Below are 25,262 nucleotides of genomic sequence, written 5' to 3' on the forward strand. Positions count from 1 at the left end.
CGATGGCCGGGCTGCGGATGAGGCCCGACGCCGAGGGGGCGCACCTCGTCAGTTCGCGGCTGCCATCCACAGCTCCATGTCACTGATGACCAGCCGGCCCGGCCGTTGGGTGGCCGTGTCCGGGACCACGGCCCGTACCACGGGCTGGTCGCCCTTCTCCACGGTCACCTTCGTGCCGTCGAACTTCGGTGACTTGTCGCTCACCACCGTCCGCAGCTCGGTCTCCAGCTTCCTGGCCGCGGCCTCGTCCTCGACCACGAAGCAGAGCACCTCGGTGTTCTTCGCCGCAGTCTCCGCCTGCTGGCCCACAGCGGACAGGCGAACCGGGCCGGTGGAGCCGGACGGGTTGAAGTCCGCACGGTAGACGTCGCCCAAGCACTCTGCCGCGCGCCGGAACTCCTTCCTGTCGGCCAGGGAGGAGCCTTCCTTCGGGCTGACCGCCGCGAGAGGGGCGGAGTCCTGGATCGAGTAGGAGATCTGGTCGTCCGAGACCTGGAGGGTGACCTCCGGCTTCGCGTGCGTCCAGACCTCCCGCCCGTCCTTCTCGCTCCGCGTGTAGCCCTCGGACTTCAGCGACTTGGTGATGGCGGTCGTGTCGAAGGACCCCTCCCAGTGACCTCCCTCGGGAGTGTCGACCGCGCTGTCGATCTGGTCCGACCTGAACTTCTGCCCCAACGGGCCCGGCCGGGAGGTGTCCAGCAGCAGGCTCGCCGGCTGCGAGATCCAGGCGAACCTCTCCGCGTCACCCTTGCTCAGCTTCCGGACGTCGGCCGCGTCGAGGAAGGTCACCTGCTTCGTGCCGGTGTCGCCGGCCAGGTGTCCGAGCCCCGTGAGTAGCTCGGAGCCGCTGTCACCGTCGTCGGAACCGGCAGAACAACCGGTGGCCGAGGCCAGAAGTACAACGGCGAGAGCGGCGACGCCCACGACTGACCCACGTGCTGGTATGCGCATGATCCAGCAGGGTACATCGACGCCGGGCGAAGCCCACGGCCGTGCAGGCGGCGACTTCCGCGGCACGGGATCGGTGAGCCCGTGCGACCGGCACGCACGGCGGGAGGCCAATGAAGCGGCGCGAGCTGAGCGCCTGGCGAAGTTGTCGGGGGGCGGCAGCTGACGGACCCCGCGCAGTGAGGCGGGGTCAGCCGTGCGTATGCCCCTCAGACGATCCGGGTGAGCCTCTTCGCCGTACTGCAGTGCTTGGTCCGCCCGTGCCGCCACAGTTGCACCGCGGTCAGCGTGAGAAGGGCGGCGAACACCAGCAGGAAGACGCCCGCGATCACAGCCTGGCGTCCTCCCGCCGCCGAATTGTCGTAGGAGAGAAGACCGAGGACGGACAGGAGCACGCCTGCCAGGTACACCGAGCGGACGCGCCGCAGCTGCCGCAGTGCACGGGGAGCGAGAGCAACACGCTTCACGAGAGCCATGCTTGACCTCGTACCCCCGTTGGCGGGGGATGAGACGTCGGTCGGCCGATTCTCCTGGGACGAATACGGTCCGGCGCCCTGGCCGGGTGCCGTCGTCGCCCTCCGGGTGGGGTGCGGCAGCGTGACGGCGACCGACTGCGGGCACTCGACGGGCTGACCGTCGTTCGCCCACCGTGAGGATCCGGCCATGGCCCTGGTACAGCTCGACCTTCCCGACCCGACGGCGCTGCGAGGACGCTGGGCGGCCCTCGCCGCTGTACAGGCCGCTGCGGGGAACGGCGATCAGTGCCAAGGGAGTTCGTCGCTGTGGCACTACGACGACGGGCACGGCAGCTGGGCCGAGCTGCACCACCTGGACGCGGGGCGGGCGGTGCTGCTCGGGCAGGACCGGAACGAATCCAGGACGTTCTACGCGGAGGCGTCCGACTTCTTCGAGGAGCCCGGGACGGACCTGCTCGCCGGAGCGCCCGGCTGGTGGGAGCCGCCGGTGCGCCGCGTGCGCGAGGCGCAGCTCTTCCTCGGGTTCGTGTACGGCTTCGACGGCGGCGCCTGGAAGCGTGCGGACTACGACGCCGAGGACGGGTTCACGGCCTTGCGACTGCCGGCGCTCAGCGTCGGGTGGACCCGTGAAGCGGTCGTCGCCGTCATCAGGGGAACGGCCGGTGCGGAGAGCCGTGAACCGTCCACGGATTCCGTCGACGCGCTGATCGCCGCCGACGCCGCCCTCGACGCGGCCGCGGTGGCTGCCGTCGTTCCCGCCGGCTGGGACGCGGATGCCGGGGCGGCGGCGGCCAGGGCGTTCCTCCCCGGATGACCGAATGACCGGATGAGCTGACGCGGGCGCACACGTCGCGCCGCTAGGCAACCCTGCCCGAGTGAACTCCTTGACCGGCAAGTATCTTGATTGTTGAAATACATGTAGAGGTGCAAGGTACAGGTCAGAGGGAGTCCCGAGTGATCTCGTCGGTGTTCGCCGTGCTCGCGGTCGCGCAGTTGTGCCTGGCGGTGGCCGTGGGGCGCCACTGGCGTGCGGCGCCAGGGCTGTTGGTCGCCGTGCCGACGCTGGTGTGTGCGGCGTTGGTCTGGGACAACGGCGTGATCGCTCTGGGGAGTTCGGTGGGGGCCGGGCCCCTGCTGGAGTCGCTGAGCGCCCCCCGCTTCGTGGCGCACGCGCTGCTGACGCCCCTCCTCGTGCTCTGGTCGTTGTCCGCGGCGGAACACGCGGGGCTGCACCGGGCGAAGGGTAGGGGAGCGCGCGGCGCCGCCGTCGGCCTCACGGTCCTCCTGGTGGCAGCGGGCGTGCTCCACGACATCCTCGGCCTGACGCTGCGTGCGGAGCGCTGGGCGGACACCCTGCGCTACGTGAACGACGCGGCGTCGCCGACAGGCCCACTGCCGGCCATCGTCACGGGTCTGGTGGTCCTCTCCGCCGGGATCGTGGTGTGGCGGAGTACCGGGTTCGTCTGGCTGGCGGTCACCGCCGCCGTGATGGTCACGGTCTCCGGAGCGGCCGTACAGGTGCCCGTGCTCGGCAACGCGGGGGAGGTCGTCCTCAACGTCGGGCTGCTCCTGACCGTACGCAGGTTCCTGCCCGTGTCCGCGCGACGGGCCCGCGCCGAGGCGGCTCCCGTCGAGGCGCATCCGTAGACCGGTGACTCGCGCCGGGGCGTCCCGGGATCCGGGCCGCCGCCGCGCTACTCGCAGCGCCCCTCGTCCACGCTGACGGCGAGATCCAGCTCGACCTTGTCCAGCGTGGGCTCGGGCTCCGGCGGGGACACGCCGACGCAGTAGACGGTGTCGACGTCCTCGGAGCCGACCTCGAAACGGTCCACCCCCGCCGGGGCGTCCCGGTCGTAGGTGTCGTCCACCTCGGAGACGCTCACCGGGCCACCGCTCGAGGGGCCCTCACCGCTGTCCTCGATCGCGTCACGGATCATGCTCCGGTAGCCGCCGGTCCAGGAGGCGAACGTCTGGTCCTCGGCCTCCAGGGTCCGGGCCGCGGAGTGGACCGCGTCGCGCAGTTCGCCCTCGCTCCATGACGAGCTCGCGTGGAGGGAGTAGAGGGCCACCACCGCGAACACCAGCGAGCCGATGATGAGTCCGAGGCCGATCGGATTGCGTGGGTTGTAGACGTATCGGGTGGTTCCCCACTCCGAGCGTCGGAAGACGGGCTCGTCATCGTGATCTCTGCGCACCGGACGAGCCTAAGGGCCGCGCCGTGATCCTTGATGACCGAGCTCCGCGCCACCCGTCACATGGCGGCGCCGGGCGGGACCGCCGCCGCGGGCCACGCCCCGCGGCCCACCAGATCCAGCACGAGCGCGGCGATGTTCCACGCGTCGTCCTCGCCGCGGTGATGGCGGCCCTCCAGCGGCAGTCCGGCGATGCGCAAGGCCTGGTCCATGCCCGGCTTCCTGCGCAGCCCGTAGGACTCGGCGAAGACGGCCTTGGCGTTGGTGTGCGTGCGCTCCGTCGGGAAACCGAACGGGTAGGCCACCCCGTCGGCCCGGCTCTGCCGGGCGAACTGCCGCCGGTCGTAGTCGCCCCAGCTCGCCCAGGGGCGCTCCCCGGCCCCGTACTCCTCGACGAGGATCCGGCACGCCTCCGCGAAGGTGACCCCCCGGTCCACCTCGGCCTGGGTCAGTCCGGTCAGTTCGGTGCAGAAGCCGCTCACCGCCGAACGGGCGGGGCGGACCAGGACGCGGTGGCGGGACGAGCGGCGCCCCGCCGACAGGTCGACGACGGTGAGACCGATCTCGATGATCTCGTTCACGGAGCCGGGCGGCGGTTGCCCGTCCCAGCAGGTGGCTTCGACGTCCATCACGTTCAGCAGAGAGGGGCCGTGGCGCATGGGGCCGAGCGTAGGGGCGTGTGCCGGGTTCCGGCATCACCTTTTCCATGGTCGCCGGTGTCGCGATCACTCCCCGAAGCTTCACCCGATCTCCCTATAGTGGTGCCGCGTTGATCGTATGGCCGCAACGCGCGAAGCCGTCTCCCAGGAGTCCGTACGATGACGACCCCCTTCTTATCCGGCGCGCCCGCATCCGGCGGCTGCCCCGCCCACGCCGCCACCACGCCCGTGCCGCTCGGCGGGCCCGCCTTCCGGACCGAACCGCAGGCCCTGTACCGGAGCATGCGGCACTCCTACGGGCCCGTGGTGCCCGTGGAACTCCCCGGCGGCTTCCCCGCCTGGCTGATCGTCGGGTACCGCGAGCTCCACCAGGTCACCAGCGACGGTGAACTCTTCCCGAGGGACGTCGGCCTCTGGAACCAGTGGGAGCACATACCCGCGGACTGGCCGCTGCTCCCCATGGTCGGCCGCCCCATGCCCTCCATCTACTTCACCGCGGGTGCCGAGCACCGGCGGCACTCCGAGATGGTGGTACCCGCGCTGGAGGCGGTGGACCCGTTCGAGATCCGCGAGCACTGCGAGCAACTGGCCGACAGGCTCGTCGACAGCATCTGCGCACGGGGCACGGCCGATCTCGTCGCCGAGTTCGCCGAGCCGCTGCCCGTACTCGTCCTCGCCCGTCTCGTCGGGTTCCCCGACGCGGAGGGGGCGGACATCGCGCGGGTCCTGAAGGACCTGGCCGACGGAGGTCCGGGCGCCCACGAGGCGTACGGGCGCTTCGGCGCGCACATGCGGCGGCTGGTGGCGGCCAAGCGGGAGACGCCCGGCGACGACGTGACCTCCCGGATGCTCGCCGACCCCGAGCCCTTCACGGACGAGGAGTACGCCCTCGACCTGATGGCCGTCACAGCCGCCGGGCACCTCACGACGGCCGACTGGATCAGCAACTCCCTGCGGCTCATGCTCACCGAGGACCAGTTCGCCGACTCCCTCACCGGTGGACGGCGCAGCGTCGGCGACGCGATGAACGAGGTCCTCTGGGAGGAGAGCCCCACCCAGATCCTCGCCGGACGCTGGGCGGTCCGTGACACCCAGCTCGGCGGCCGGACCATCCGCGCCGGGGACATGCTCCTCCTCGGCCTGGGCGCGGCCAACACCGACCCGCTGATACGGCAGGAGATCACGTCCGGCGGCGGGCACCACGCGGCCAACGGGTCGCATCTCGCCTTCAGTCACGGGGAGTACCGCTGCCCCTTCCCCGCGCAGGAGATCGCGGAGACCATCGCCCGCACGGCGATCGAGGTCATCCTCGACAGGCTGCCCGACCTCGGACTCGCCGTCCCCGCCGAGGGCCTCGTCCGGCGCCCGTCCGCCTTCCTGCGCGGGACGACCGCGCTGCCGGTCCGGTTCGCTCCCGTACAGACGACAGGAGACCTGCTGTGAAGTGCCCGTACGCCACCGTGGTGATCGACCCCATGGTCCAGGACCTCGACGGTGAGACCGAACAGCTGCGGGCCTCTGTCCCGCTCGCCCGCATCGAGCTCCTCGGGGTCCCCGCCTGGACCGTCACCCGGCACGCCGAGGCACGTCAACTCCTGCTCGACACACGCCTGGTGAAGGATCTGGACGCCTGGGAGCTCTGGCAGCGCGGAGAGGTCACACATGCCTGGCCGCTGATCGGCATGATCGACGCGGGCCGCTCCATGTTCACCGTGGACGGCGAGGAGCACCGCAGGCTCCGGACGAAGACCTCGCAGGCCCTCACACCCCGCCGGCTGGAGGCGATCCGGCCGGACATCGAGAAGTTCACCGACGACCTGCTGGACGCGCTGGCCGAACAGGGCGAGGGCGGGGCCGTCGACCTCAAGGCCGTGTTCGCCCAGCCGCTCCCGATGAAGGTGGTCGGGCTGCTGATGGGGGTGGACGAGGCGCTGCACCCCATGCTGACCCGGCAGTACAAGGCGTTCTTCTCCATGCTCACCCCGCAGGAGGACCGGCTGGCGCTCCTCGCCGAGCTCGACGTCTTCTACACCGAGCTGGTCCGGGAGAAGACCGCGCGTCCCACCGACGATCTCACCAGCGCGCTGATCCTCGCGGAGGAGGGCGGGGAGCCCCTCACCGAGGAGGAGGTCGTGGGCAACCTCAAGGCGATGGTCGCGGCGGGACACGAGACCACGATCGGCCTCATCCTCAACGCCGTACGCGCCCTCCTCGCCCATCCCGACCAACTGCGCATGGTGCTGGACGGCGAGGTCCCCTGGGACACGGTGATCGAGGAGACGCTGCGCTGGGACACCCCCACCACCCACCTCCTGATGAGGTTCGCCACCGAGGACATCCAGGTCGGCGACCAGGTCGTCGCCCAGGGGGAGGGCGTCGTCATCTCCTACCGGGCCATCGGCCGCGACACCGCCCAGCACGGGGACGACGCGGGCGCCTTCGACATCACCCGGCCGACGCCGATACGGCACATGACCTTCGGCCACGGGCCCCACATCTGTCCCGGCGCGGCACTGTCCCGTGTCGAGGCCGGCATCGCGCTGCCCGCGCTGTTCGGACGCTTCCCGGAGCTCAGGCTCGCGATCGAGGACGACGGGATCCGCAAACTGCCGGTGATGACGCAGAACGACATGGAGGCGTTCCCCGTACTCCTCCACGGCTGACGGCCTGCGGGGGAGTCGCGGCGGGACCTTACGAGCTCTCGCCGCAACTCCCCTTGTGTGCCTGTCCGTTCGGGATTCCGGACGGTGTCCGGTCTCTCGGTGTAAGTGGGTGGCGCGCGGCAACCGAACCCCTCCTCCGCGGCGACTGCGGGGTGGACCGCCCACCCCCGACCCCCATGGAGGTCCCCTCGTGAGCCGCACATCGATGAGAGCCCTCGCCGTGGTCCCCGCAGCGCTGCTGCTGGCCCTCGTGCCGGGCAGCGCGTCCGCGTACCCCAACCCGGGTGTCGTCAACGGCGACATCGTCGTCCACGACCCCAGCATGATCCGCGGCCCGTCCGGCCAGTACCTGCTCTACTCGACCGGTGAGGGCCTCCAGCTGCGCACCTCCACCGACCGCACCGCCTTCGGCCGTTCCGGGAACGCCTTCACCACCAAGCCGAGCTGGTGGAAGAACTACTCCTCTGCGTCCGACCCCTGGGCCCCGGACATCTCGTACCGCGGCGGCACGTACCTGATGTACTACGCCGTCTCGTCCTTCGGCTCCAACACCTCGGCCATCGGCCTCGCGGGCTCCGCCACCGGGCAGGCCGGCAGCTGGAGCGACTACGGGATCGTGTACACGTCGAACTCGTCCAGCGACTACAACGCCATCGACCCCAACCTGTTCGTGGACGACGACGGCAGGTGGTGGCTGTCCTTCGGTTCCTGGTGGACCGGTATCAAGATGATCCGTATCGATCCGTCGACGGGCAAGCAGTACGCCGGGGACACCGCCCGCCGCTCCCTCGCCTCCCGGCCCACCGGCACCAAGGCCGTCGAGGCACCCTCCATCGTGAAGCGGAACGGCTACTACTACCTCTTCGCCTCGTACGACACCTGCTGCGCGGGCACCAGCTCGACGTACAAGATCAAGGTGGGCAGGGCGACCAGCGTCACCGGTCCCTACAAGGACAGGAACGGCGTCAGCATGCTCAGTAACGGCGGCACGGCCGTCATGGAGTCGCACGGCCGCTACATCGGACCCGGCGGCCAGTCGATCCTGGCGGACTCCGACGGCGACCTGCTCGTCTACCACTACTACGACGGCCAGGACAACGGCACCCCGAAGCTCGGTGTCAACCTTCTGAACTGGAGCAGCGGATGGCCCGTCGCCTACTGACCCTGCTGAGCGCCCTCCTGCTGGCGCTCGCCCTCGGACAGCCGTCGCCGGCGTCGGCGGCCGAGGGCCGCCCGTACTCCAACCCGGTCAAGGCGCAGAAGGGGGCCGACCCCTGGATCTCCTACCACGAAGGCAACTACCACCTGGTGTCGACGAGCTGGACCGACGTCATCACCATACGGAAGTCACCGACGCTGGCCGGGCTCTCCACCGCGCCGAGCGTGCAGGTGTGGCAGGGCGACGCGGCCTCGCGCTGCTGCAACATCTGGGCGCCCGAACTGCACTACTCGGGCGGGCGGTGGTACCTGTACTACGTGGCCGGCCGGAACATCGCCGACTACAACCCGACGCAGCGCGTCCACGTGCTGCAGAGTGCCGGTTCCGACCCGATGGGACCGTACACGTACCGGAACCAGCTGGGCAGCGGCTGGATGCTGGACCCGAGCGTGCTCACGGTCGGCGGGCAGATGTACCTGCTGGGCAGTGCGAGCGGAGGAGGGACGCAGAACCTCGTCATCGCCCCGATGTCGAACCCGTACACGCTCAGTGGTTCGTTCTCGACGATCTCGACGCCCACCTACGACTGGGAGAGGTCCGGAGGCACGGTCAACGAGGGGGCCGAGGTGCTCCAGCGGGGCGGGAAGGCGTTCGTCGTCTACTCCGCCAGCGGCTGCTGGGCCCCCGACTACAAGCTGGGGCAGCTCACGCTGACCGGGTCGAACCCGCTCTCCGCGTCCTCGTGGACGAAGAAGTCAACCCCGGTCTTCCAGCGGAACGACTCCGCCGGGGTGTACGGGCCGGGCCACAACGGTTTCTTCACCTCGCCCGACGGCGCGGAGAGCTGGATCGTCTACCACGCCAACGACTCGGCGTCCGACGGCTGCGACAACGGACGCACGGCGCGGTCGCAGAAGTTCAGCTGGAACCCGGACGGCACACCGAACCTGGGCACACCCGTCGCCCTCGGCACCACACTGGCCGGTCCCTCCGGTGAGACGGCCGCGACCCCGGCCGCGTACACCGTGGTCAGCCGGGCCACCGGGAAGTGCCTCGACGTGAGCGGTGCGTCGACCGCCGACGGCGCCGACGTCCGGCAGTGGACGTGCGACGGCAGCGCGAAGCAGCGATGGCGCGTCGAGGACCGGGGCGACGACACGAGCAGGCTGGTGAACGTCTCGTCGGGCAAGGTGCTCGACACGGCGGACTGCTCCGCCGCCGACGGCGCCGATCTGCGCCAGTGGACGTGGCTCGACAACACCTGCCAGCGCTTCCGTCTCGTCACCACCGAGGCCGGCGGCTGGGTGCGCATCGTCAACCAGGCCACCGGGAAGGTCGCCGACGTCGCGGACTGCTCCACGGCCGACGGCGCCGACGTACGGCAGTGGACGTGGCTGGACAACACCTGCCAGCAGTTCACACTCGTGCCGGTCACCTGAGGCCGCCCCCGGCCGATCCGTGCCGCAGCTCACGGCTCCTCCTCGTGGGCTGCGGCTCCATGCCGAGGCCCAGAGTGCCCTGGGGTGCACACCGGGTGACGGGCAATGTGTGCATGGCAGATAACCGAGTGTGATTCGCACCGGTGGGAGGCCTGCTGCGTCAGACCGGGCTGTCGTGTGCCGGAAGTGTCACGATGTAGGTATGGATGTGCGGAAAAGGAACCGGGTGTCCGTGACGGGCCGCAAGGACGGCCCGGTGGTGGTGCTCGCCCATGGATTCGGGTGCGACCAGAATCTGTGGCGACTTGTGGTGCCCGAACTGGAGAAGCACTTCCGGGTGGTCCTCTTCGACCACGTGGGGGCCGGGGGGTCCGACGTGTCCGCCTGGAGTCCGGAGCGGTACTCCACCCTGGACGGCTACGTCCAGGACGTGATCGAACTCTGTCAGGAGCTCGGCCTCGGACCCGTGACCTTCGTCGGGCATTCGGTCAGCTCCATGATCGGCGTTCTCGCCGTCGTGCAGGAGCCCGGACTCTTCGACAAGCTTGTCCTTCTCACCCCGTCGCCGTCCTACATCGACGACGGCGACTACCGGGGAGGTTTCAGCGAGCAGGACATCGACGAACTGCTCGATTCGCTGGACAGCAACTATCTGGGCTGGTCCGCGACGGTTGCCCCTGTGATCATGGGGAATCCGGACCGCCCCGAACTGGGCGAGGAGCTGACGAACAGCTTCTGCCGAATGGATCCGGAGATCGCCCGGGTGTTCGCGAGAGTCACCTTTCTCTCCGACAACCGCGCGGACCTGTCCAAGGTGAGCGTCCCGACGCTCGTCGCCGAGAGTGCACGGGACACGCTCGCCCCGCGCGAGGTCGGCGCCTTCGTGCACAGGCAGATCCCCGGCAGCGAGCTGGTCACCCTCGACTCGACGGGCCACTGCCCGCAGCTGAGCGCCCCGCAGGAGACGGCCGAGGCCATCATCGCCTTCGTGCAGGGGTCGTGACGGTGCCCCCGGGCGGCGAGGAGGCCGACGAGTCGTGGGCCGTGGGAGACCGTGACCAGGAGCAGCTGCCGTTCACCGCACTGCTGGAGGACAGCGTCGAGGACCTGTACGAGAACGCGCCGTGCGGCTACCTCTCCACCCTGATGGACGGCCGGATCGCCAAGGTCAACAGGACCCTGTTGCAATGGCTCGGATACCGGCGCGAGGAACTGGTGGGCCACAAGCAGTTCTCCGACCTGCTGACGATCGGCGGAAAGCTCTACCACGAGACGCACTTCTCGCCCCTGCTGCGTATGCAGGGAGAAGTCAGCGGCGTCGCACTGGAACTCAAGGCCGCGGACGGCAGCCGGCTGCCCGCCCTGGTCACCTCCACGGTCAAGAAGGACGGCGACGGTGAGCCGCTGCTGATTCGCACCACCATCCTGGACGCCCACGACAGGCGCGCCTACGAGCGAGAGCTCCTGAGGGCGAGGCAGGAGGCGGATCACGAACGTGAGCGCCTGCAACGGCTTGCCACGACGCTGCAGCGGACCCTGATCCCGCCGGCCCTCGAACCGGTTCCCGGCCTGGAGGTCGCCGCGCGCTACCACTTCGCCTCCGCCGACGAGGTGGGCGGGGACTTCTACGACCTGTTCCCGCTGGCTCCCGGACGCTGGGGGTTCTTCATGGGGGACGTGCGGGGCAAGGGCGCGAACGCGGCCGTCGTGACGTCGCTGGCGCGGTACACCCTGCGGGCCGCAGCGGTGTCCGACCCTGTGCCGGCCGCGGTGCTGGCCAACCTCAACACCGCCCTCAACCGGGAGTTCCAGGAGGACGAACCCCGCTTCTGCACCGTGATCTTCGGCCTGCTCACGTCCGAGGGGGAGGAGACGGGGTTCCATGTCGTCCTCGCGGGAGGCGGCCACCCCCCGGCCGTGCTGCTGCGCGCCGACGGCAGTGCCGACCACGTCCCCACGCCAGGAGGCCAACTGCTCGGGGTCGTTCCCGACGCGCATTTCACCACCGCCACGCTGGAGCTGCGACCCGGCGACACGCTGCTGCTCTACACCGACGGTCTGACCGAGGCGCGCACGCCCGGCCTCGGTGGACGCTACGGCGACGAAGCACTCCTCGACTTCGCGCGGAGCCTCGCCCCCGTTCCGGCGTCCGGAGCCGTGGCGGCGCTCACCGACCTCCTCGGCTCGTTCGGTGAAGGGCTCGACGACGACACCGCGCTCCTCGCGATGGGCGTGCCCCGTGAGCACCGGGACGGTGAGGAGACCGGCGCCGGACCGCGGTAGGCGGGGAAAACGGAGGGCCGCGATGCTGCCGACGGCACCGAGGCCCTTCACCGTGGCCCCCTCCCGGGTCATCGGTGCCGCCGGCGCGGCACCTTCGGCCGTGGCGTCAGGGCCCGGCAACCTTTCGTGCGACCGCGGCGACTGACGGATGGAACCCCACCTCTTCCCTCGACGAACGGATCAGGCCATGGCAGCCGACCGACCACGACGCGCCGTCACTCACCCCGGGCCGCGGAGAGCGATGACGGCGGGGGCGGCCACGCTGCTCGCCGCCGCCACGGTGTGGACCTCCGGGTCCGCGTCCGGCACCGAGGCCGCGACCACCCTCACCGTCGCCAAGGACGGCAGCGGGCAGTACACGACCGTGCAGGCGGCGGTCAACGCGATCCCCGCGGGCAACACCGCGCGGGTCGTCGTCTCCATCAGGCCCGGCACCTACCGGGAACTGGTGAAGATCCCGTCCACCAAGCAGAACGTCACCCTTCAGGGCAGCGGAGCGAGTCGCAACGACACCGTCATCGTCTACAACAACGCCTCGGGCACGCGGAAGCCCGACGGCTCCGGCACCTACGGCACCAGCGGCAGCGCGACCGTCGCGGCGGAGGCCAACGGCTTCCAGGCCCGTAATCTCACGATCTCCAACGACTTCGACGAAGCCGTCAACCAGAACCTGAGCGGGCTCCAGGCCGTGGCCCTGCGCACCGCGGCGGACAAGGTCTTCCTGGACTCCGTGATCGTCACCGGTGACCAGGACACCCTGCTGCTCGACACCGCCTCCAAGGCGACGCTCGGCCGTGTCTACATGACGAACTCCTACGTCGTGGGCAACGTCGACTTCATCTTCGGACGCGCCACCGCCGTGATCGACAAGTCCGTCATCACGCTGAAGAAGCGCTGGGACGGCAGCTCCGCCGGCTACATCGCCGCCCCGAGCACGGCCGCCGACCGCAGGGGCTTCCTGATCACCGGCTCGACCGTCAACGGCGACGTCTCGGCGTCGTCCTTCTACCTCGGCCGCCCGTGGCACGCGGGGGGTGACGCCACGCTCGACCCCATGGCCACCTTCCGCGGCACCACGCTCAGCTCGGCGATCAGGTCCGCCCCGTGGACGGACATGAGCGGCTTCTCCTGGAAGGACGACCGTTTCGCGGAGTACCGGAACGCCGGGCCCGGATCAGGCTCGGCGAGCAGCAACCGGCCCCAGCTCACCGACGCCCAGGCCGCGGAACAGGAGACCGCCGACTGGCTGGCGGGCTGGACACCCTCGGCCTCCTGAGTCACCGTGTGTGAGGGCGGCGGACCGTCGCCCCGAGGTCGGTCGAAGCGCTTCGACTCCACTCTGGACAGTGACTGTGAGCGAGTCTAGGCTCCACGTTGTCTGTGCATGTCAGAGTGCGAAGGGGAGCACAGCACGGCGCTGTCGAAGCGCTTCACCAGCTCTCCCTTGCGGTCGTCCACTGTAGGGGAGAAGCCGAATGGTCACGCTTGCCGAGGTCGCCCAGCACGCCGGAGTCTCCGCGAGCACGGTGAGCTACGTCCTCAGCGGCAAGCGGTCGATCTCGGCCTCCACCCGGGAACGTGTCGAGCTCAGTATCCAGCAGCTGGGGTACCACCCCAACGCCGGTGCGCGTGCTCTCGCCAGCAGCAGATCCAACATCATCGCCCTGATGGTGCCGCTGCGCACGGACATGTACGTCCCGGTGATGATGGAGATCGCCATCGCCGTCGCCACGAGCGCCCGTACGCACGGCTACGACGTCCTGCTGCTCACCGGCGAGGAGGGCCCCGCGGCGGTCCGCCGGATCGCGGGGAGTTCGCTGGCGGACGCGATGATCCTGATGGACGTCGAACTGCACGACGAGCGGCTCCCGTTGCTCCGCGACTCGGGACGCACCGCCGTCCTCATCGGCCTGCCCGCCGACACCTCGGGGCTCACCTGCGTGGACCTCGACTTCGAGGCCACCGGAGCGCTCTGCGTGGACCACCTGGCCGGCCTCGGACACCGCGAGGTGGCGGTGATCGGCGAGGCGGCGGCGGTCTACGAACGTCACACCGGCTTCGCGGAACGGACGGTGGACGGGATCCGGGCCAAGGCGCAGGACGCCGGGGTGCGGATACTGCACCGCCCCTGCGAGGGCGGCTACGCGGCGATGGCCGGCACCCTCGCCCGCATCTTCGACGAGCGGCCGGGGACGACCGGCTTCATCGTCCAGAACGAGGCCGCCGTCGAGCCGTTGCTCAACCTGCTCCAGCAGCAGGGGCGCGCGGTACCGGAGGACGTGTCCGTGGTGGCCGTCTGCCCCGACCAGGTGGCCACACAGGCGTCGGTACGGCTCACCTCCGTGGCCATTCCGGCGCAGGAGATGGGGCGCCGGTCGGTGGAACAGGTGGTGGCGAAGCTGGGCGGCCGGGGCACCGACGAGGTCGACCTGCTGGAGCCGGTCCTGACGGTGCGCGCGAGCTCGGGCCCGGCACCGGTCTGAGCACGGCGACGGGCCGGGACGCGCCCGGTCCGTCGCCGCGGCGATCAGCTCGACGAGACCTTGAAGCCGTTGGTCGTGAAGTTCAGCCCGCCCGACGACGAGGTGATCTCGTAGCCGAACTGGACGTCACCGATGGTCTCGTTGCCCCACCAGCCCTTGGTGTCCTTGATCCACTTCAGGATCGGCAGGATGTTCACGGTGCCGGAGGACGAGTCCGAGGTCCGCAGGAACGAGAAGACCTCGTTGGCGCCGTTGCTGCCCTTGTACACGGCCCAGGTGTGCCCGCCGAGCGTGACGGTCCCCTGCGAGGTGCCCAGGGGCCCCACGGCGCCGTTGTAGTTCACCCAGAGCATCACCTCGTAGTCGTAGTCCGTGTCCCAGATGTCGTACGACGTGTTGTACGCGCCGGACGACGGGACCGTCACGTTGTAGGTGCTGGTCAGCGACGAGAGCGACGTGATCGGCTTGTTCACGATCTTCTTGGCGTTCGGGTAGGACTTGATGCCACCGGTGTTCGGGTGGTTGGCCGTCACGCCCCAGTTGCTCGACGAGTTGGCCCAGATGCTCTGGGTGCCCGCTCCGGAACCCCAGATGTTGTTGTAGAGGATGTAGCCGTCGGACGTGGTGTAGTTGCCCCACTGCTCCGACGAGGTCCAGATCGCGGCGTGGGCGGGCGCCGCCGCGAAACCGATCAGCGCGGCCACTGCCGCCGTCGGGGCCAGCAGCAGCCGGGTCAGGGTGGATCGTGCCATGGGGTGTTCCTTCCATGTGGGGATGGAGGACTGCTACCGCGGCCCCAGGGTGAGGACGCGGTCCACGCCGGCCGTCAGCTCCAGCGGAGCCGTGGGGTTCCCGGCGGAGGTCTCGGTGAGGGTGAGCCCGTCGCCCGTACGCAGGTCGACGACGGCGTCGCGGGTGGGGCGCAGCACGGCGGTGGCACCGTCCTCGGACCACCGCAGGTCCAGGTGGGCACCGAACCGCGTACGCACGCCCCGCAGTTCACCGGCCGGACACGCGGCCGGGACGGCGGGCAGCAGCACCAGACGGCCGGGCGCCGACTGGACGAGTGACTCGATCACGACGGCGGGCAGGGTGTGCGCCGCGTCCGCGTTGTAGACGTTCCGGGAGGGGTAGTGCGCGCTCATCAGGGAGTCGTGGAAGAAGTCGCCGCCCAGCACCGCGCCCAGCGCCGCCGACACCCGCGACGCGTCCCGCAGCCGGGCGGCGATCAGGGCCTGGTGCAGGTGCCCGTGGGCGGAGTCGTTCTCCGAGCCGCGCAGCTCCAGCGCGCGGTGCGCCGCCGTGGCCAGCTCCGGGGTGTCGTACGGATTGATCGCGTCCAGCGGCCACACCGGGTACAGATGACTCAGGTGACGGTGGTCGTACGTCTCCCGCAGACCGGGCCACGCCCACTCGGCGAGCGCCCCGTCCTCGTTCACCAGGTACTCCGGGAGCCGGGCGGCGAGTGACCGCCACAGGCCGGCCGACGGGTGGGCCGGCGCGTGCTCGGCGGCCGTCGTCAGGGCATGGCGGGCCGCCGCGATGTCCATCGTGGCGTTGACCGTGCCCCAGCTCGCGTTGGCCGGCCGGTTCTCCGGGGAGTACGAGGGCACGATCGCCAGGCGTCCGTCCGGATCCTCTCGGCCGAGGAAGTCCTCGTAGAACAGGGCCGCCTGTACGAGGGCGTCGACGAGATTGCTGTCCGGAACCCCCGTCGTGACCTCGGCGTTCTCCAGGAGCGGCTGCAGCAGCCAGTCCGCCCCGGCGGTCCACAGATGCAGCGGATAGGCGCGCTGGAAGTGCCGGGTGTGCCCGGAGGCGCCGTCCGTGTGGGACGGCGCGACGATGCCCCGGGCCCCGAAGAGCGCCCGGGCGTTCTCCTGCCAGTCGGCCAGCTGTCCCTGGACCAGAGCCGCGTGCGCCTCGGTGACCTCGGGGAGGGCGGCCGCGGCGGCGGAGGCGACCTGGAGGTTCAGGTTGGCGTTCGTGGTGAAGGCTCCGGACCACGCGGTGTCCCAGTCTCCCGTCCACAGACCGGTCAGCCGGGGCGGCAGCATCCCCGAGGCGGAGAGCAGGTGGTAGCGGCCCGCCGCGAAGAGCCTCTCCAGCAGCGCGGGGGACGTCGGGTGACGCAGCAGCTCGCTGCCGGACAGCTCCCGTTCCGGGGCGGCGTCCCGCAGGGTGAAGGAGGCACGCCCGTACGCGGCCCGGTGCGGCGTCCGGTGGCGGTCGAGCAACGCGGCGTAGTCCTCCCCGGGCAGCCCGGCCCACAGCTCGCCGAGGTCCGGCCTGCCGGCCCCCCGGACGACGCGGGTCGTCAGAGTGAGGCTCCGCGCCCCCTCGATCCGGATGCCCTCACCGGCCACGAGGACCCTTCCGCCGTCCACCCGCGCCACGGTGACGCCCGTGTAGCCGAACTCGCCGCCCGGATACCCCACCCGCAGCGCCAGGCGCGCGCCGTCCGGGGTCAGCACCGTGGAGCGGCCCACCGCCAGCCGCGCGGGGGCGCCCGGCAGGACGTGGTCCAGCACGAGGTCGGCGGTCAGCCCCGGGTCGGTGACGTGCTGCACGACCACGTCGTCGGCCCGCGACACGAAGACACCGCTGCGCCACGCCTCGTACGACGCGGTCACCTCACCCGTGGTGAAGTCGACCTCACGCCGGTAGCCGGCCACCGCCTCGTGGAGCCCACGGGTGCGGCGCACCCGGGTACGGAAGGCCGGATGGAAGGGCTGCACCCACACCAGCGGGCCTCCCGCGCCGAAGTCCTCCGCGGCTTTCGTGTCCCCCGACAGAAGCGCGTCCTGCAGCCGGCCGAGCCGGTCGGCGAGCTCCGGTGCCCGCAGGCCCTCGCTGCCGTTCGGCCGCACCAGGGTGTGGTGGTTGACGATCACCCGGTCGTCGGCCGGATCGCCGAACACCATCGCCCCGTGACGGCCGTTGCCGCTCAGGAACGCGTCCTCCCAGCGGGTGGCGGGGCAGGGCTCCCACGTGCCGTCGATCATGCGCGGACGTCTCCGAGCACGGCCACGCCGTAGCGCTCCAGCTCCACGCCCCCGTCGGCGGCGTCGCCCGTGAGCAGGTCGACGTAGCGGCCCGGCAGCTCCACCGCGGCGGGGGACCGGCCGTGGTTCAGCAGGAACAGCAGCGCGCCGCGCCGGACCGCCTCCACCCCCGGGGGCAGTCCCTCCAGGACGGGGCGCACACCGGCGTCCGCCGCCACCCGGCCGAGCAGACCGCGCAGGGCCTCGGGCCCGGGGAGCGTCGAGACGTACCAGGCGGTTCCCTTGCGGAGTACCGCCGGAAGCCCCTCCAGCTCACCCCCTCGGTACGCGGCCACGGTCTCCGCGCTGCCGTCGGGCTCCAGCTCCTCCGACCACAGGGTGCCGTCGAAGCCGTCGCACCCCACGGTCGCCCCCGCGTCCAGCGGCCACCACTCGTGCACCGTGCGGATGCCGAACAGCTCACGCAGCCTGGCGTCCATGCCGCCCGGCCTGATCCGGTCGTCCGTGTCCACGACTCCGGTGAAGAACCCGCACACCAGGGTGCCGCCTCCCCGGACGTACGCGACGAGGTTGTCGACGGCGGCGTCGCCGAGGAGCTGGAGCTGGGGCACGAGCACCATGCGGTAGGCGCTCAGGTCGCCGCCGGGGCGGGCGAACTCCGTGCTGATCCCGCTCTCCCACAGCCCCCGGTGCCAGGTCTGCACGAGCTCCGTGTACGAGACGAGGGAGGACGGCCTGCCCTGCTGGGTGCTCGACCACCAGGCGTCCCAGTCGTGGAGCACGGCGACGTCGGCGGTCACCTCGGTACCACTGACCTCGGCGCCGATGAGGGCGAGTTCGGCACCGATGCGCCTGACCTCCCGGAAGGTGCGCCCTTCCTCACCCGCGTGGCTCAGCATCCCGGAGTGGAACTTCTCGGCACCCTGCCGGGACTGCCGCCACTGGAAGTAGCAGAGGGCGTCCGCGCCCCTGGCCACGGCCTGCAGCGACCACAGCCGGTTGAGGCCCGCCGGCTTGGGGTGGTTGACGTCGCGCCAGTTCACCGGCCCCGCGGCCTGCTCCATCACCATCCACGGTCCGCGTGCCTGGGAACGGGTCATGTCGGCGAGCATCGCGTTGTACTGCCCGCCGTGCGGGTCCGTGGGATCCGGGTAGACGTCGACGGAGACGATGTCCTCCTGCTCCGCCCAGGCCCAGGCGTCCTGGCCCGACCACAGCGGCATGAAGTTGGTCGTCACCGGGATGTGCGGGGTGTGCCGGGCGACGATGTCCCGCTCGGCGGTGTAGCACTCCATCAGGGCGTCCGAGGTGAACCGCTTGAAGTCCAGCTCCTGCGCGGGGTTGCGCATGTACTGCGCCCGGCGCGGCGGCAGGATCTCCGCCCACGTGTCGTAGCGCTGGCTCCAGAACGCCGTGCCCCACGCGTCGTTCAGCGCGTCCAGGGTGGTGTAGCGGGAGCCCAGCCAGCGGCGGAAGTGACCGGCGGTCTCGTCGCACCAGCAGTGCGTGCAGTACTCGTTGTTGATGTGCCACACGGTGAGCGCCGGATGGTCCGCGTACCGTGCCGCCAGGTCCTCGGTGAGCGCGGCCGCATAGCGCCGGTAGACCGGCGAGCTCGGGCAGAAATGCTGCCGGGAACCGTAGTTGACCAGCGCGCCGTCCTCGGTACGCGGCAGCGTCTCCGGGTGCAGGGCGCCCATCCACGGAGGAGGGGACGAGGTGGGCGTGGCGAGCACGGCTGAGATCCCGTGGGCGGCCAGGAGGTCCAGAAGCCGGTCCAGCCAGCCGAACTCCCGCGCCCCGGGACGCGGTTCGATCATCGCCCAGGAGAAGACGCCGACGGTGACGGAGTTGACCCCGGCCTCCGCCATCAGCCGGACGTCGTCGGCCCACACCTCCTCGGGCCACTGCTCGGGGTTGTAGTCGCCTCCGAAAAGGATGCGGCCACGGGCGGCGTCGTGCAGGGACGGCATGGACGTCTCGTTCCTCTACTGGGGATCTGCGTACTGGATGCCACGGCCGTTGGTGCCCAGATAGACACGGCCGTGGACGCGGGGGTCGCCGGTGATGACCTCGCCGGTCCACCCCCACCGGTGGGCGTCGTCGTTGATGCGGACCCAGGTCGCGCCGGCGTCGTCCGAGCGCAGCACGGCCACGCCGTCGTACGTCGCGGAGACCCGCCCGGTCTGGAAGACGGCCGGGTAGCCCGCCCGCCCCTTCCGAGGGGCCGCCTTCCCGAACCCGAGGGCGTGCGATGCCTGGCAGCCGGCCACCCGGGTGAACGTCACGCCGCCGTCCGTCGAGCGCAGCAGTCCGGCGTCCTTCGCCGACAGCCACAGGTCGCCGGAGCGTCCCGGTGCCGCGGCGATACGGAACTGCGCGTCCCCCGACGGCAGCCCCTTCGCGCCCTCGGTGAACGTCGCGCCCCGGTCCGTGGAGAGGAGGACCGTCCCGGTGTCCGTGTCGTACGCGTAGAAGCGCCTCGGGTCGAGCGGATCCGCGACCGGCGCGGCGCCTTCGGGGAAGGTGGTCACCTCGGCCCAGGAGGCGCCGCCGTCCGTCGAGCGGTGCGCCGCGTACGTCGTGCCGTCCCAGTGGACGAACGACCACAGCAGCGTCGCCCCGTCGGCGGACACCGCCACCGGGCCGGGGGCCGAAGGGGCGATCGCCGGCTGGGAGGCGAAGGGCTGCCAGCTCACCCCGCCGTCCCGGGAGTACGCGCCGGCCCGGTCGGAGCCGGAGGGCCAGCCCGTCCGGACGACGTACGACGGCTTCAGGGTGGCCAGGGCGAGTCCCGTCGCCGTGCCGAACACCGGGTTCGAGGCCATCCCGAGTGAGGGTGACGAGGTCAGGGAGTCGTGCCGCATCACTCCGATGTCGCCCAGGCCGCTGAGCAGCCGGGCACCCGAGGGCGGCGCGATGAGCTGGCGCACCGCCGACTCCTCCAGGCCCCGGACCTCAGGGGCCCAGTGCACCAGGTCGCGCGTTCCGAAGACCGTCGCGCCGGTTCCGTACAGGACGTGGCGCGAGTCGTACGGGTCCAGTGCGACGGCCTGGATCCACCAGCCGAACTTGGGCTCCCCGCCCCACTTCAGATAGGGCGTCTCCGACACGTCGAGCACGGCCGTGTCCTTGAGCGAGGTCCAGCTCGCCCCGCCGTCCGTGGACCGGAACAGGGTGTCCACCGGCCCCCAGCGGTTGTTGGTGGAGACGACGACCGTACCCGGCCGGGCCGCGTCGACCGCGACCCCGCCGTACCCGAACGCGTCGCCGTCGCCGGGGGCGACGGGGGTCACGTCGGTCCAGCCGCCGGTCGCCGTGTCCAGTCGGTGCACCGAACCGTCGGACTGGTTGTTCGGGCCCGGTCCGTCCGCGTACGTCACGTACAGCGCACGGCCGCCGGCGTCATGGGCCGCGCGGACCGGAACCCTCGTCGCGCCGCCGGCGGACGGCTGCCCGGGTACCGCCTCCCAGCCGCCGGAGGCGGTCCTGCGGTAGAGGGCCGCGCCGCCGCCGTCCCCCCAGCCCGCGTACACCGTGCGGCCGGCCGCCACCAGCAGGGTGACGCCCTGACCGCCGGCGGACGGCGTGGCCGGGAAGGAGGTGTCGGCGGACCAGGTGGCCCCCCGGTCCCGGGAGCGCAGCAGCCCGTCGTGCCGCGTGCCGAGCCAGAGGGTCTCGCTGTCGAGGGGATCGACCAGGAGCCGTTCGCCGCAGCCCCGGCCGTCCTCGTTGGCCCCCAGGCGCACGGTGAGATCCGTACGCGCCCAGGTCGCACCGCGGTCGTCGGACCGCAGAACCGCTCCCGGGGACGCCCACTCCTGGGCGTAGGTACCGAGTGCCAGGTACAGCCGGTCCGGGTGCGCCGGGTCGACCGCCATCGCCTCGACACCCAGCAGATTCCAGTCGTCCCACCCGATGTGGTCGGTGAGCGCCGTCCAGCGGGACCTGCGGTCGTCCCACCGGTAGGCGCCCCCGATGTCCGTGCGGGCGTAGGCGAGACCGCGTACGGCCGGATGGAACAGGAGTCCCGTCACGAAGCCCGTCCCGCCGATCGCCGCGGTGCGCCAGCGGTACGGCTCGGACCTCCCGGGCCGGGGTGCTGCGGCGGCCCCCACCGCCGCCGGAAGCACGGACACCGAGGCCGCGACCACCGCCGCGCCGGCCAGGACGCTCCGGCGCCGGGGGTGCGAGGCGGGTTCCGGCTGTGGGACGGACGAAGCGCGCATGACGGGGACCCTCCGATGGGGGAGTGCGGGACGTGCGGGACGGGTGCGGCGGTTCAGCCCTTGACGGCGCCGGTGAGCATGCCTTCCTTGAAGTGCTTCTGGACGAACGGCGACAGGAACGCGACCGGGATCAGCGCCAGCACCATGACCGCCATCTGGACGGCGAGCAGGGACAGGTGGCCGGTGTTGATGACCTGCGTGAGCCCCGTGGGCCGCTCCTGCTTGAGGACCAGCTGGTTCATCACGTTCTGCAGCGGCAGCATGTCCGGGTCGCTGATGTAGATCGACGCGTTGAACCAGGCGCTCCAGTAGCCCACCGCGTAGAACAGCGTGATCACGGCGATGACCGCGCGGGACAGCGGCATGACGATCTGCCACAGGATGCGGAAGTCGCCCGCGCCGTCGATACGGGCGCTCTCGATGAGTTCCTGAGCCGTGCTCATGAAGAACGCCCGCAGGACCAGGATGTTGAAGACGTTCAGCGCGCTGGGAAGGATCAGCGCCAGATACGAGTCCGTGAGACCGAGCCCCTGGACCACCAGGTAGGTCGGGATCAGTCCCGCGCCGAAGAACATCGTGGCCAGCATGAAGACGAGCAACGGACGGTGCAGCACGGAACCGGTACGCGAGAGTCCGTAGGCGCACAGGACCGAGACGGTCATGCTGAAGAGCGTCCCGACCACGGTCACACAGACGCTGATCAGAGCCGCGCGGGTGACCTGGCCGCCGCCCAGGAGCTCCTGGTAGGCGACGAAGGTGACGCCGCGCGGGATCACCACGAGCCCGCCGGCTTCGGTGATGGTCCTCACCGAGGACAGACTGGTGACGATCACGACCCAGAGGGGGAAGAGGACGGCCAGGCAGATCAGGACCATCATCACGCCCTTGGAGGCGAGGCCGGCCTTCGACGGCTCCTCCTCCCACACGGGACGCAGACGACCACGGGTTCCCGGCTTCACACCACCCAAGCCGGTCAGGCCGGAGAGCAGGCTGCTCACTTCCTGTACACCCCCTGCTCACCCATGAGATGGGCGACCTTGTTGGCCCCGAGGACCAGCAGCAGACCGAAGATTCCCTTGATGATTCCGACGGCCGCCGCGTAGCTGAACCCGCCGTTGGTGATGCCGACGTTCCAGACGTAGGTGTCCAGCACCTCCGACGCCCCCGGGCCGACCGCCGTGCGCTGGAGCAGGATCTGCTCGAAGCCGACGGTCAGCGCGTTGCCCACCTGGAGCACGAGCAGCAGGGCGACGACGGGACGCAGGGCGGGCAGGGTGATGTGCCACATCCGGCGCCACCGGTTCGCGCCGTCCATGGCGCTCGCCTCGTAGAGGTCGGGGCTCACGGCCGCGAGGGCGGCGAGGAAGACGATGACGCCCCAGCCGGCGTCCTTCCAGATCATCTCGAAGGTGATCAGGAACTTGAACAGACCGGGGTCGGTCATCAGGTCGAAGCCCTCGTGACCGTTCTCCCGGAGTGTCTGGGCGATCAGCCCGGCACCGCCGAACATCTGCTGGAACACCGTGACGACCAGCACCCAGGAGAAGAAGTGCGGCAGATAGAGGATCGCCTGGGCCACCGCTCGGACCCGGGGCCGCACGAAGCTGTTGATGAACAGCGCGAGCAGGATCGGCACCGGGAAGAAGAGCGTCAGCTGCAGGAGGAAGATCGTCAGGGTGTTCCGCAGCGCCGACCAGAACAGCCGGTCGTTCACCATCTGCTGGAACCACTCGAACCCGACCCACGGGCTCTGGGCGATCGCCTGGAACGCGTTGTCGGCGATGTACGGGTCGTAGTCCTGGAACGCCACGACGTTCCCCGCTAGGGGGATGTACGCGAAGACCAGGAGCAGGACCATCGCCGGCAGTGTCATCAGGATCAGCGTGCGGTCCCGGCGCAGCCGGTGACGCAGCGGCATGTCCTTGGTGACGGGCCGGTCACCGGCCGCCGCCCTCGTCTTGACCGGCGGCGTCCCTGACTCCTGCGCGCGCCGGTCGTCTGTGCTCAGTGACATGTCAGGAGGCCGACTCACCGGTCTCGTCGAGCAGCTTCTTGTACCAGTCGCGGAGCTTGTCGCCGCCCTTGGTCTTCCAGTCGGAGACGGCCTGCTGCATGTCGCCGACCTTCTTGCGGCCGCGCACGATGTCCTTCTCGAGGTCCTCGAACTGCGCGTTCAGCTCGGTGTAGCGGGTCGGCTCCTGGATCTGCATCCCGTGGAAGAGGGGCTTCTTGAGGTGCGCGCCCTGGCGCTGCTGCCACTCGATGACGCCCTTGGCGACGTCCGGGAAGTCCGGGTAGGCGCGGAACGGGGCCGGGGACGCCACGTACTCGTAGGTGGCGAACACCTGGTTGTTGCCCTGCTCCGTCTTGACGAGGATGCCGTCCTTGAGGGTGTGGTGCGTGCCCTCCAGGCCGTAGGCCTTCAGACGCTGCTCCTTGGTCCCGTAGGGGGCGGCGGTGTAGTTGGCCAGGGCGAGGACGTCCTGGATGGTCTTCTTGTCGGCGTTCTTGTTGACGAAGCACCAGATGTTGGACGGCGACGCCTCGTAGATGACCGGGTCACCGCCCGCGGCGGCGAAGAAGTCCATCGCCCCCATCCGGAACTCCGGCTTGTCGAGGCGCTGGACGGCGGTCGCGGCGTACCAGTCGGAGATGTCCGCGTTGTACATGAGGACGTTCCCCGAGGAGAACGTGGTCCGCATGTCACCGGTCTCGGCCTTGGCGTCCGGGTGCACGAAGCCCGCCGAGTACAGGGAGCGCGACCACTCCAGCGCCTCCAGGTACTCGTCGGTCTCGTAGCGGTTGACCAGCTTGCCGTCGACGAGCTTCCAGTAGTACGGCTTCTCCGGCAGGACCCCGAAGAAGACGAACGCCGACCACGTCATGTCGCTGCACGCCCACACCTTGCTCTTCGGGGCGTTGATCTCCTTGCAGAGGTCGTAGAACTCCTGCGTGGTGGTGGGGACCTCGTACCCCTTCTCCTCGAAGATGTCCGCGCGGTAGAAGGGCGTGATGTTCGGCGTCGCCTCGGCCGGCATGGGGAGACCGCGCAGCTTGCCGGCGAAGATCGCCCGCTGCCAGGCGCCGGTGGGGATGGCCGCCAGGTTCGGGTAGTCCTTGACCTTGTCCCCCGACAGGTAGGGGCCGAGGTCGGCGAACTTGTTGGCGATGGCGCTCGGTATCTTGCCGCCCAGTTCCCACCCGGGGACGACGACCGCGTCGGGGATGTCGCTGGAGGCGAGCACCGCGCCGAGCTTCTGGCCGTAGACGTTGCCGTCCTGGTTCTGCCACTTGACGGTGACGCCGGCCGCCTCGTCCATCGCCTTCCAGTACGGGTTGCCGTCACCCGGGGAGGTGCCCCACAGCGGTGCCATGACCCTCAGCTCGCTGCCCTGGCCCAGCTTCTTCGGCACCGACACCGCGAGCTGGTCGGCCGGGAGCGCGGTCGTGAAGCCGTCCGCGGAGCCGTTCTTGCTCGGTATGTCCGGGGTGACCGCCTTCGAGGGGACGTAGGCCGGAAGGATGTCCTTCAGCTTCTTGCCCGTGGTCGTGCCCTCGTTCTTCGCACCGCCGGAACCGCCGCCGCAGGCGGTGAGCAGCGGCATCCCGCCGCCCACGGCTGCCGCGACGACCACGGAGGAGGCGAGGAATCGTCTCCGGCTGGGAGCGGAGGGGGAGTTCGGCGTCATTGCGTCAACCCTTCGTGGTGCAACAGGACGGCCCGCG

General features: G+C 70.5%; 20 protein-coding genes and 1 pseudogene. 10 read left to right on the forward strand and 11 right to left on the reverse strand.

From position 1 onward, the window contains the following. Positions 1-48: 48 nt before the first annotated feature. Together IA22_RS0121085 and IA22_RS0121090 are read right to left on the reverse strand one after the other, a co-directional pair. On the reverse strand, positions 49-951 hold the full coding sequence (locus IA22_RS0121085; RefSeq protein WP_245229592.1) for a hypothetical protein: 903 nt from the start codon (positions 949-951) through the stop codon (positions 49-51). A gap of 206 nt (positions 952-1,157) precedes the next feature. After that, on the reverse strand, positions 1,158-1,424 hold the full coding sequence (locus IA22_RS0121090) for a hypothetical protein (protein ID WP_014152921.1): 267 nt from the start codon (positions 1,422-1,424) through the stop codon (positions 1,158-1,160). A gap of 187 nt (positions 1,425-1,611) precedes the next feature. On the opposite strand from IA22_RS0121090, the gene IA22_RS0121100 reads away from it, so the two are divergent. Continuing rightward, positions 1,612-2,238, forward strand: a complete 627-nt coding sequence (locus IA22_RS0121100; protein ID WP_030124481.1) for a hypothetical protein — start codon at positions 1,612-1,614, stop codon at positions 2,236-2,238. A 140-nt stretch (positions 2,239-2,378) separates the two neighbouring features. Beyond that, on the forward strand, positions 2,379-3,071 hold the full coding sequence (locus tag IA22_RS0121105; protein WP_030124482.1) for a hypothetical protein: 693 nt from the start codon (positions 2,379-2,381) through the stop codon (positions 3,069-3,071). Between the two features lie 47 nt (positions 3,072-3,118). Here the strand turns inward: IA22_RS0121105 and IA22_RS0121110 are convergent, their stop codons facing one another. Further along, entirely contained in the window at positions 3,119-3,619 is a 501-nt protein-coding gene (locus IA22_RS0121110) for a hypothetical protein (RefSeq protein WP_015579576.1), read from the reverse strand. 56 nt (positions 3,620-3,675) lie between these two features. Then, on the reverse strand, positions 3,676-4,275 hold the full coding sequence (locus IA22_RS0121115; RefSeq protein ID WP_030124483.1) for a 3'-5' exonuclease: 600 nt from the start codon (positions 4,273-4,275) through the stop codon (positions 3,676-3,678). A 159-nt stretch (positions 4,276-4,434) separates the two neighbouring features. Between IA22_RS0121115 and IA22_RS0121120 the strand changes: the two genes are divergently transcribed. The 8 genes and pseudogenes from IA22_RS0121120 (at position 4,435) to IA22_RS0121160 (ending at position 14,302) form a co-directional block, all read left to right on the forward strand. Further along, a complete protein-coding gene (locus IA22_RS0121120; RefSeq protein ID WP_030124484.1) occupies positions 4,435-5,718 on the forward strand; it encodes a cytochrome P450 in 1,284 nt (427 codons plus the stop codon). A gap of 32 nt (positions 5,719-5,750) precedes the next feature. Next, entirely contained in the window at positions 5,751-6,938 is a 1,188-nt protein-coding gene (locus tag IA22_RS0121125; RefSeq protein WP_245229594.1) for a cytochrome P450 family protein, read from the forward strand. A gap of 205 nt (positions 6,939-7,143) precedes the next feature. Then, entirely contained in the window at positions 7,144-8,100 is a 957-nt protein-coding gene (locus tag IA22_RS0121130; protein WP_030124486.1) for an arabinan endo-1,5-alpha-L-arabinosidase, read from the forward strand. Further along, positions 8,082-9,536 carry a family 43 glycosylhydrolase gene (locus IA22_RS0121135; protein ID WP_030124487.1) on the forward strand — a complete coding sequence of 485 codons (1,455 nt, stop codon included), beginning with the start codon at positions 8,082-8,084 and terminating at the stop codon, positions 9,534-9,536. Before IA22_RS0121130 ends, IA22_RS0121135 begins: the two co-directional genes overlap by 19 nt. Positions 9,537-9,738: 202 nt before the next feature. Next, positions 9,739-10,539 carry an alpha/beta fold hydrolase gene (locus IA22_RS0121140; RefSeq protein WP_030124488.1) on the forward strand — a complete coding sequence of 267 codons (801 nt, stop codon included), beginning with the start codon at positions 9,739-9,741 and terminating at the stop codon, positions 10,537-10,539. 41 nt (positions 10,540-10,580) lie between these two features. Further along, the gene (locus IA22_RS0121145; RefSeq protein WP_360449207.1) at positions 10,581-11,819 is read left to right on the forward strand and encodes a PP2C family protein-serine/threonine phosphatase; all 1,239 of its coding nucleotides are present in this window, start codon (positions 10,581-10,583) and stop codon (positions 11,817-11,819) included. 190 nt (positions 11,820-12,009) lie between these two features. Then, a pseudogene (locus tag IA22_RS0121155) lies at positions 12,010-13,095 on the forward strand (pectinesterase family protein); the annotation flags it as partial. A 199-nt stretch (positions 13,096-13,294) separates the two neighbouring features. Next, positions 13,295-14,302, forward strand: a complete 1,008-nt coding sequence (locus IA22_RS0121160) for a LacI family DNA-binding transcriptional regulator (protein WP_014152909.1) — start codon at positions 13,295-13,297, stop codon at positions 14,300-14,302. Between the two features lie 44 nt (positions 14,303-14,346). Here IA22_RS0121160 and IA22_RS0121165 read toward each other — a convergent pair whose 3' ends face one another. From IA22_RS0121165 to IA22_RS0121195, 7 genes are read right to left on the reverse strand one after another with little or no spacing between them, the layout of a single operon-like run. After that, positions 14,347-15,054, reverse strand: coding sequence for a GH12 family glycosyl hydrolase domain-containing protein (locus IA22_RS0121165; protein WP_014152908.1), 708 nt, complete (start codon positions 15,052-15,054; stop codon positions 14,347-14,349). A gap of 33 nt (positions 15,055-15,087) precedes the next feature. Continuing rightward, positions 15,088-17,307, reverse strand: coding sequence for a glycosyl hydrolase family 95 catalytic domain-containing protein (locus tag IA22_RS0121170; RefSeq protein ID WP_030124490.1), 2,220 nt, complete (start codon positions 17,305-17,307; stop codon positions 15,088-15,090). Beyond that, positions 17,304-19,280: a beta-galactosidase gene (locus IA22_RS0121175; protein ID WP_030124491.1), complete on the reverse strand. Its 1,977-nt coding sequence runs from the start codon at positions 19,278-19,280 to the stop codon at positions 17,304-17,306. Before IA22_RS0121175 ends, IA22_RS0121170 begins: the two co-directional genes overlap by 4 nt. Before the next feature lie 15 nt (positions 19,281-19,295). Then, the gene (locus IA22_RS0121180) at positions 19,296-21,536 is read right to left on the reverse strand and encodes a sialidase family protein (RefSeq protein ID WP_030124492.1); all 2,241 of its coding nucleotides are present in this window, start codon (positions 21,534-21,536) and stop codon (positions 19,296-19,298) included. Between the two features lie 53 nt (positions 21,537-21,589). After that, on the reverse strand, positions 21,590-22,525 hold the full coding sequence (locus IA22_RS0121185) for a carbohydrate ABC transporter permease (protein WP_051087225.1): 936 nt from the start codon (positions 22,523-22,525) through the stop codon (positions 21,590-21,592). Positions 22,526-22,530: 5 nt separating this feature from the next. Continuing rightward, positions 22,531-23,550 (reverse strand): ABC transporter permease, encoded by a 1,020-nt coding sequence (locus IA22_RS0121190; RefSeq protein ID WP_015579589.1) that lies wholly within the window; start codon positions 23,548-23,550, stop codon positions 22,531-22,533. Between the two features lies 1 nt (position 23,551). Next, entirely contained in the window at positions 23,552-25,225 is a 1,674-nt protein-coding gene (locus IA22_RS0121195) for an extracellular solute-binding protein (RefSeq protein WP_030124494.1), read from the reverse strand. Positions 25,226-25,262: the final 37 nt, after the last annotated feature.

The organism is Kitasatospora papulosa (assembly GCF_000717245.1).
Taxonomy (GTDB): domain Bacteria; phylum Actinomycetota; class Actinomycetes; order Streptomycetales; family Streptomycetaceae; genus Streptomyces; species Streptomyces papulosus.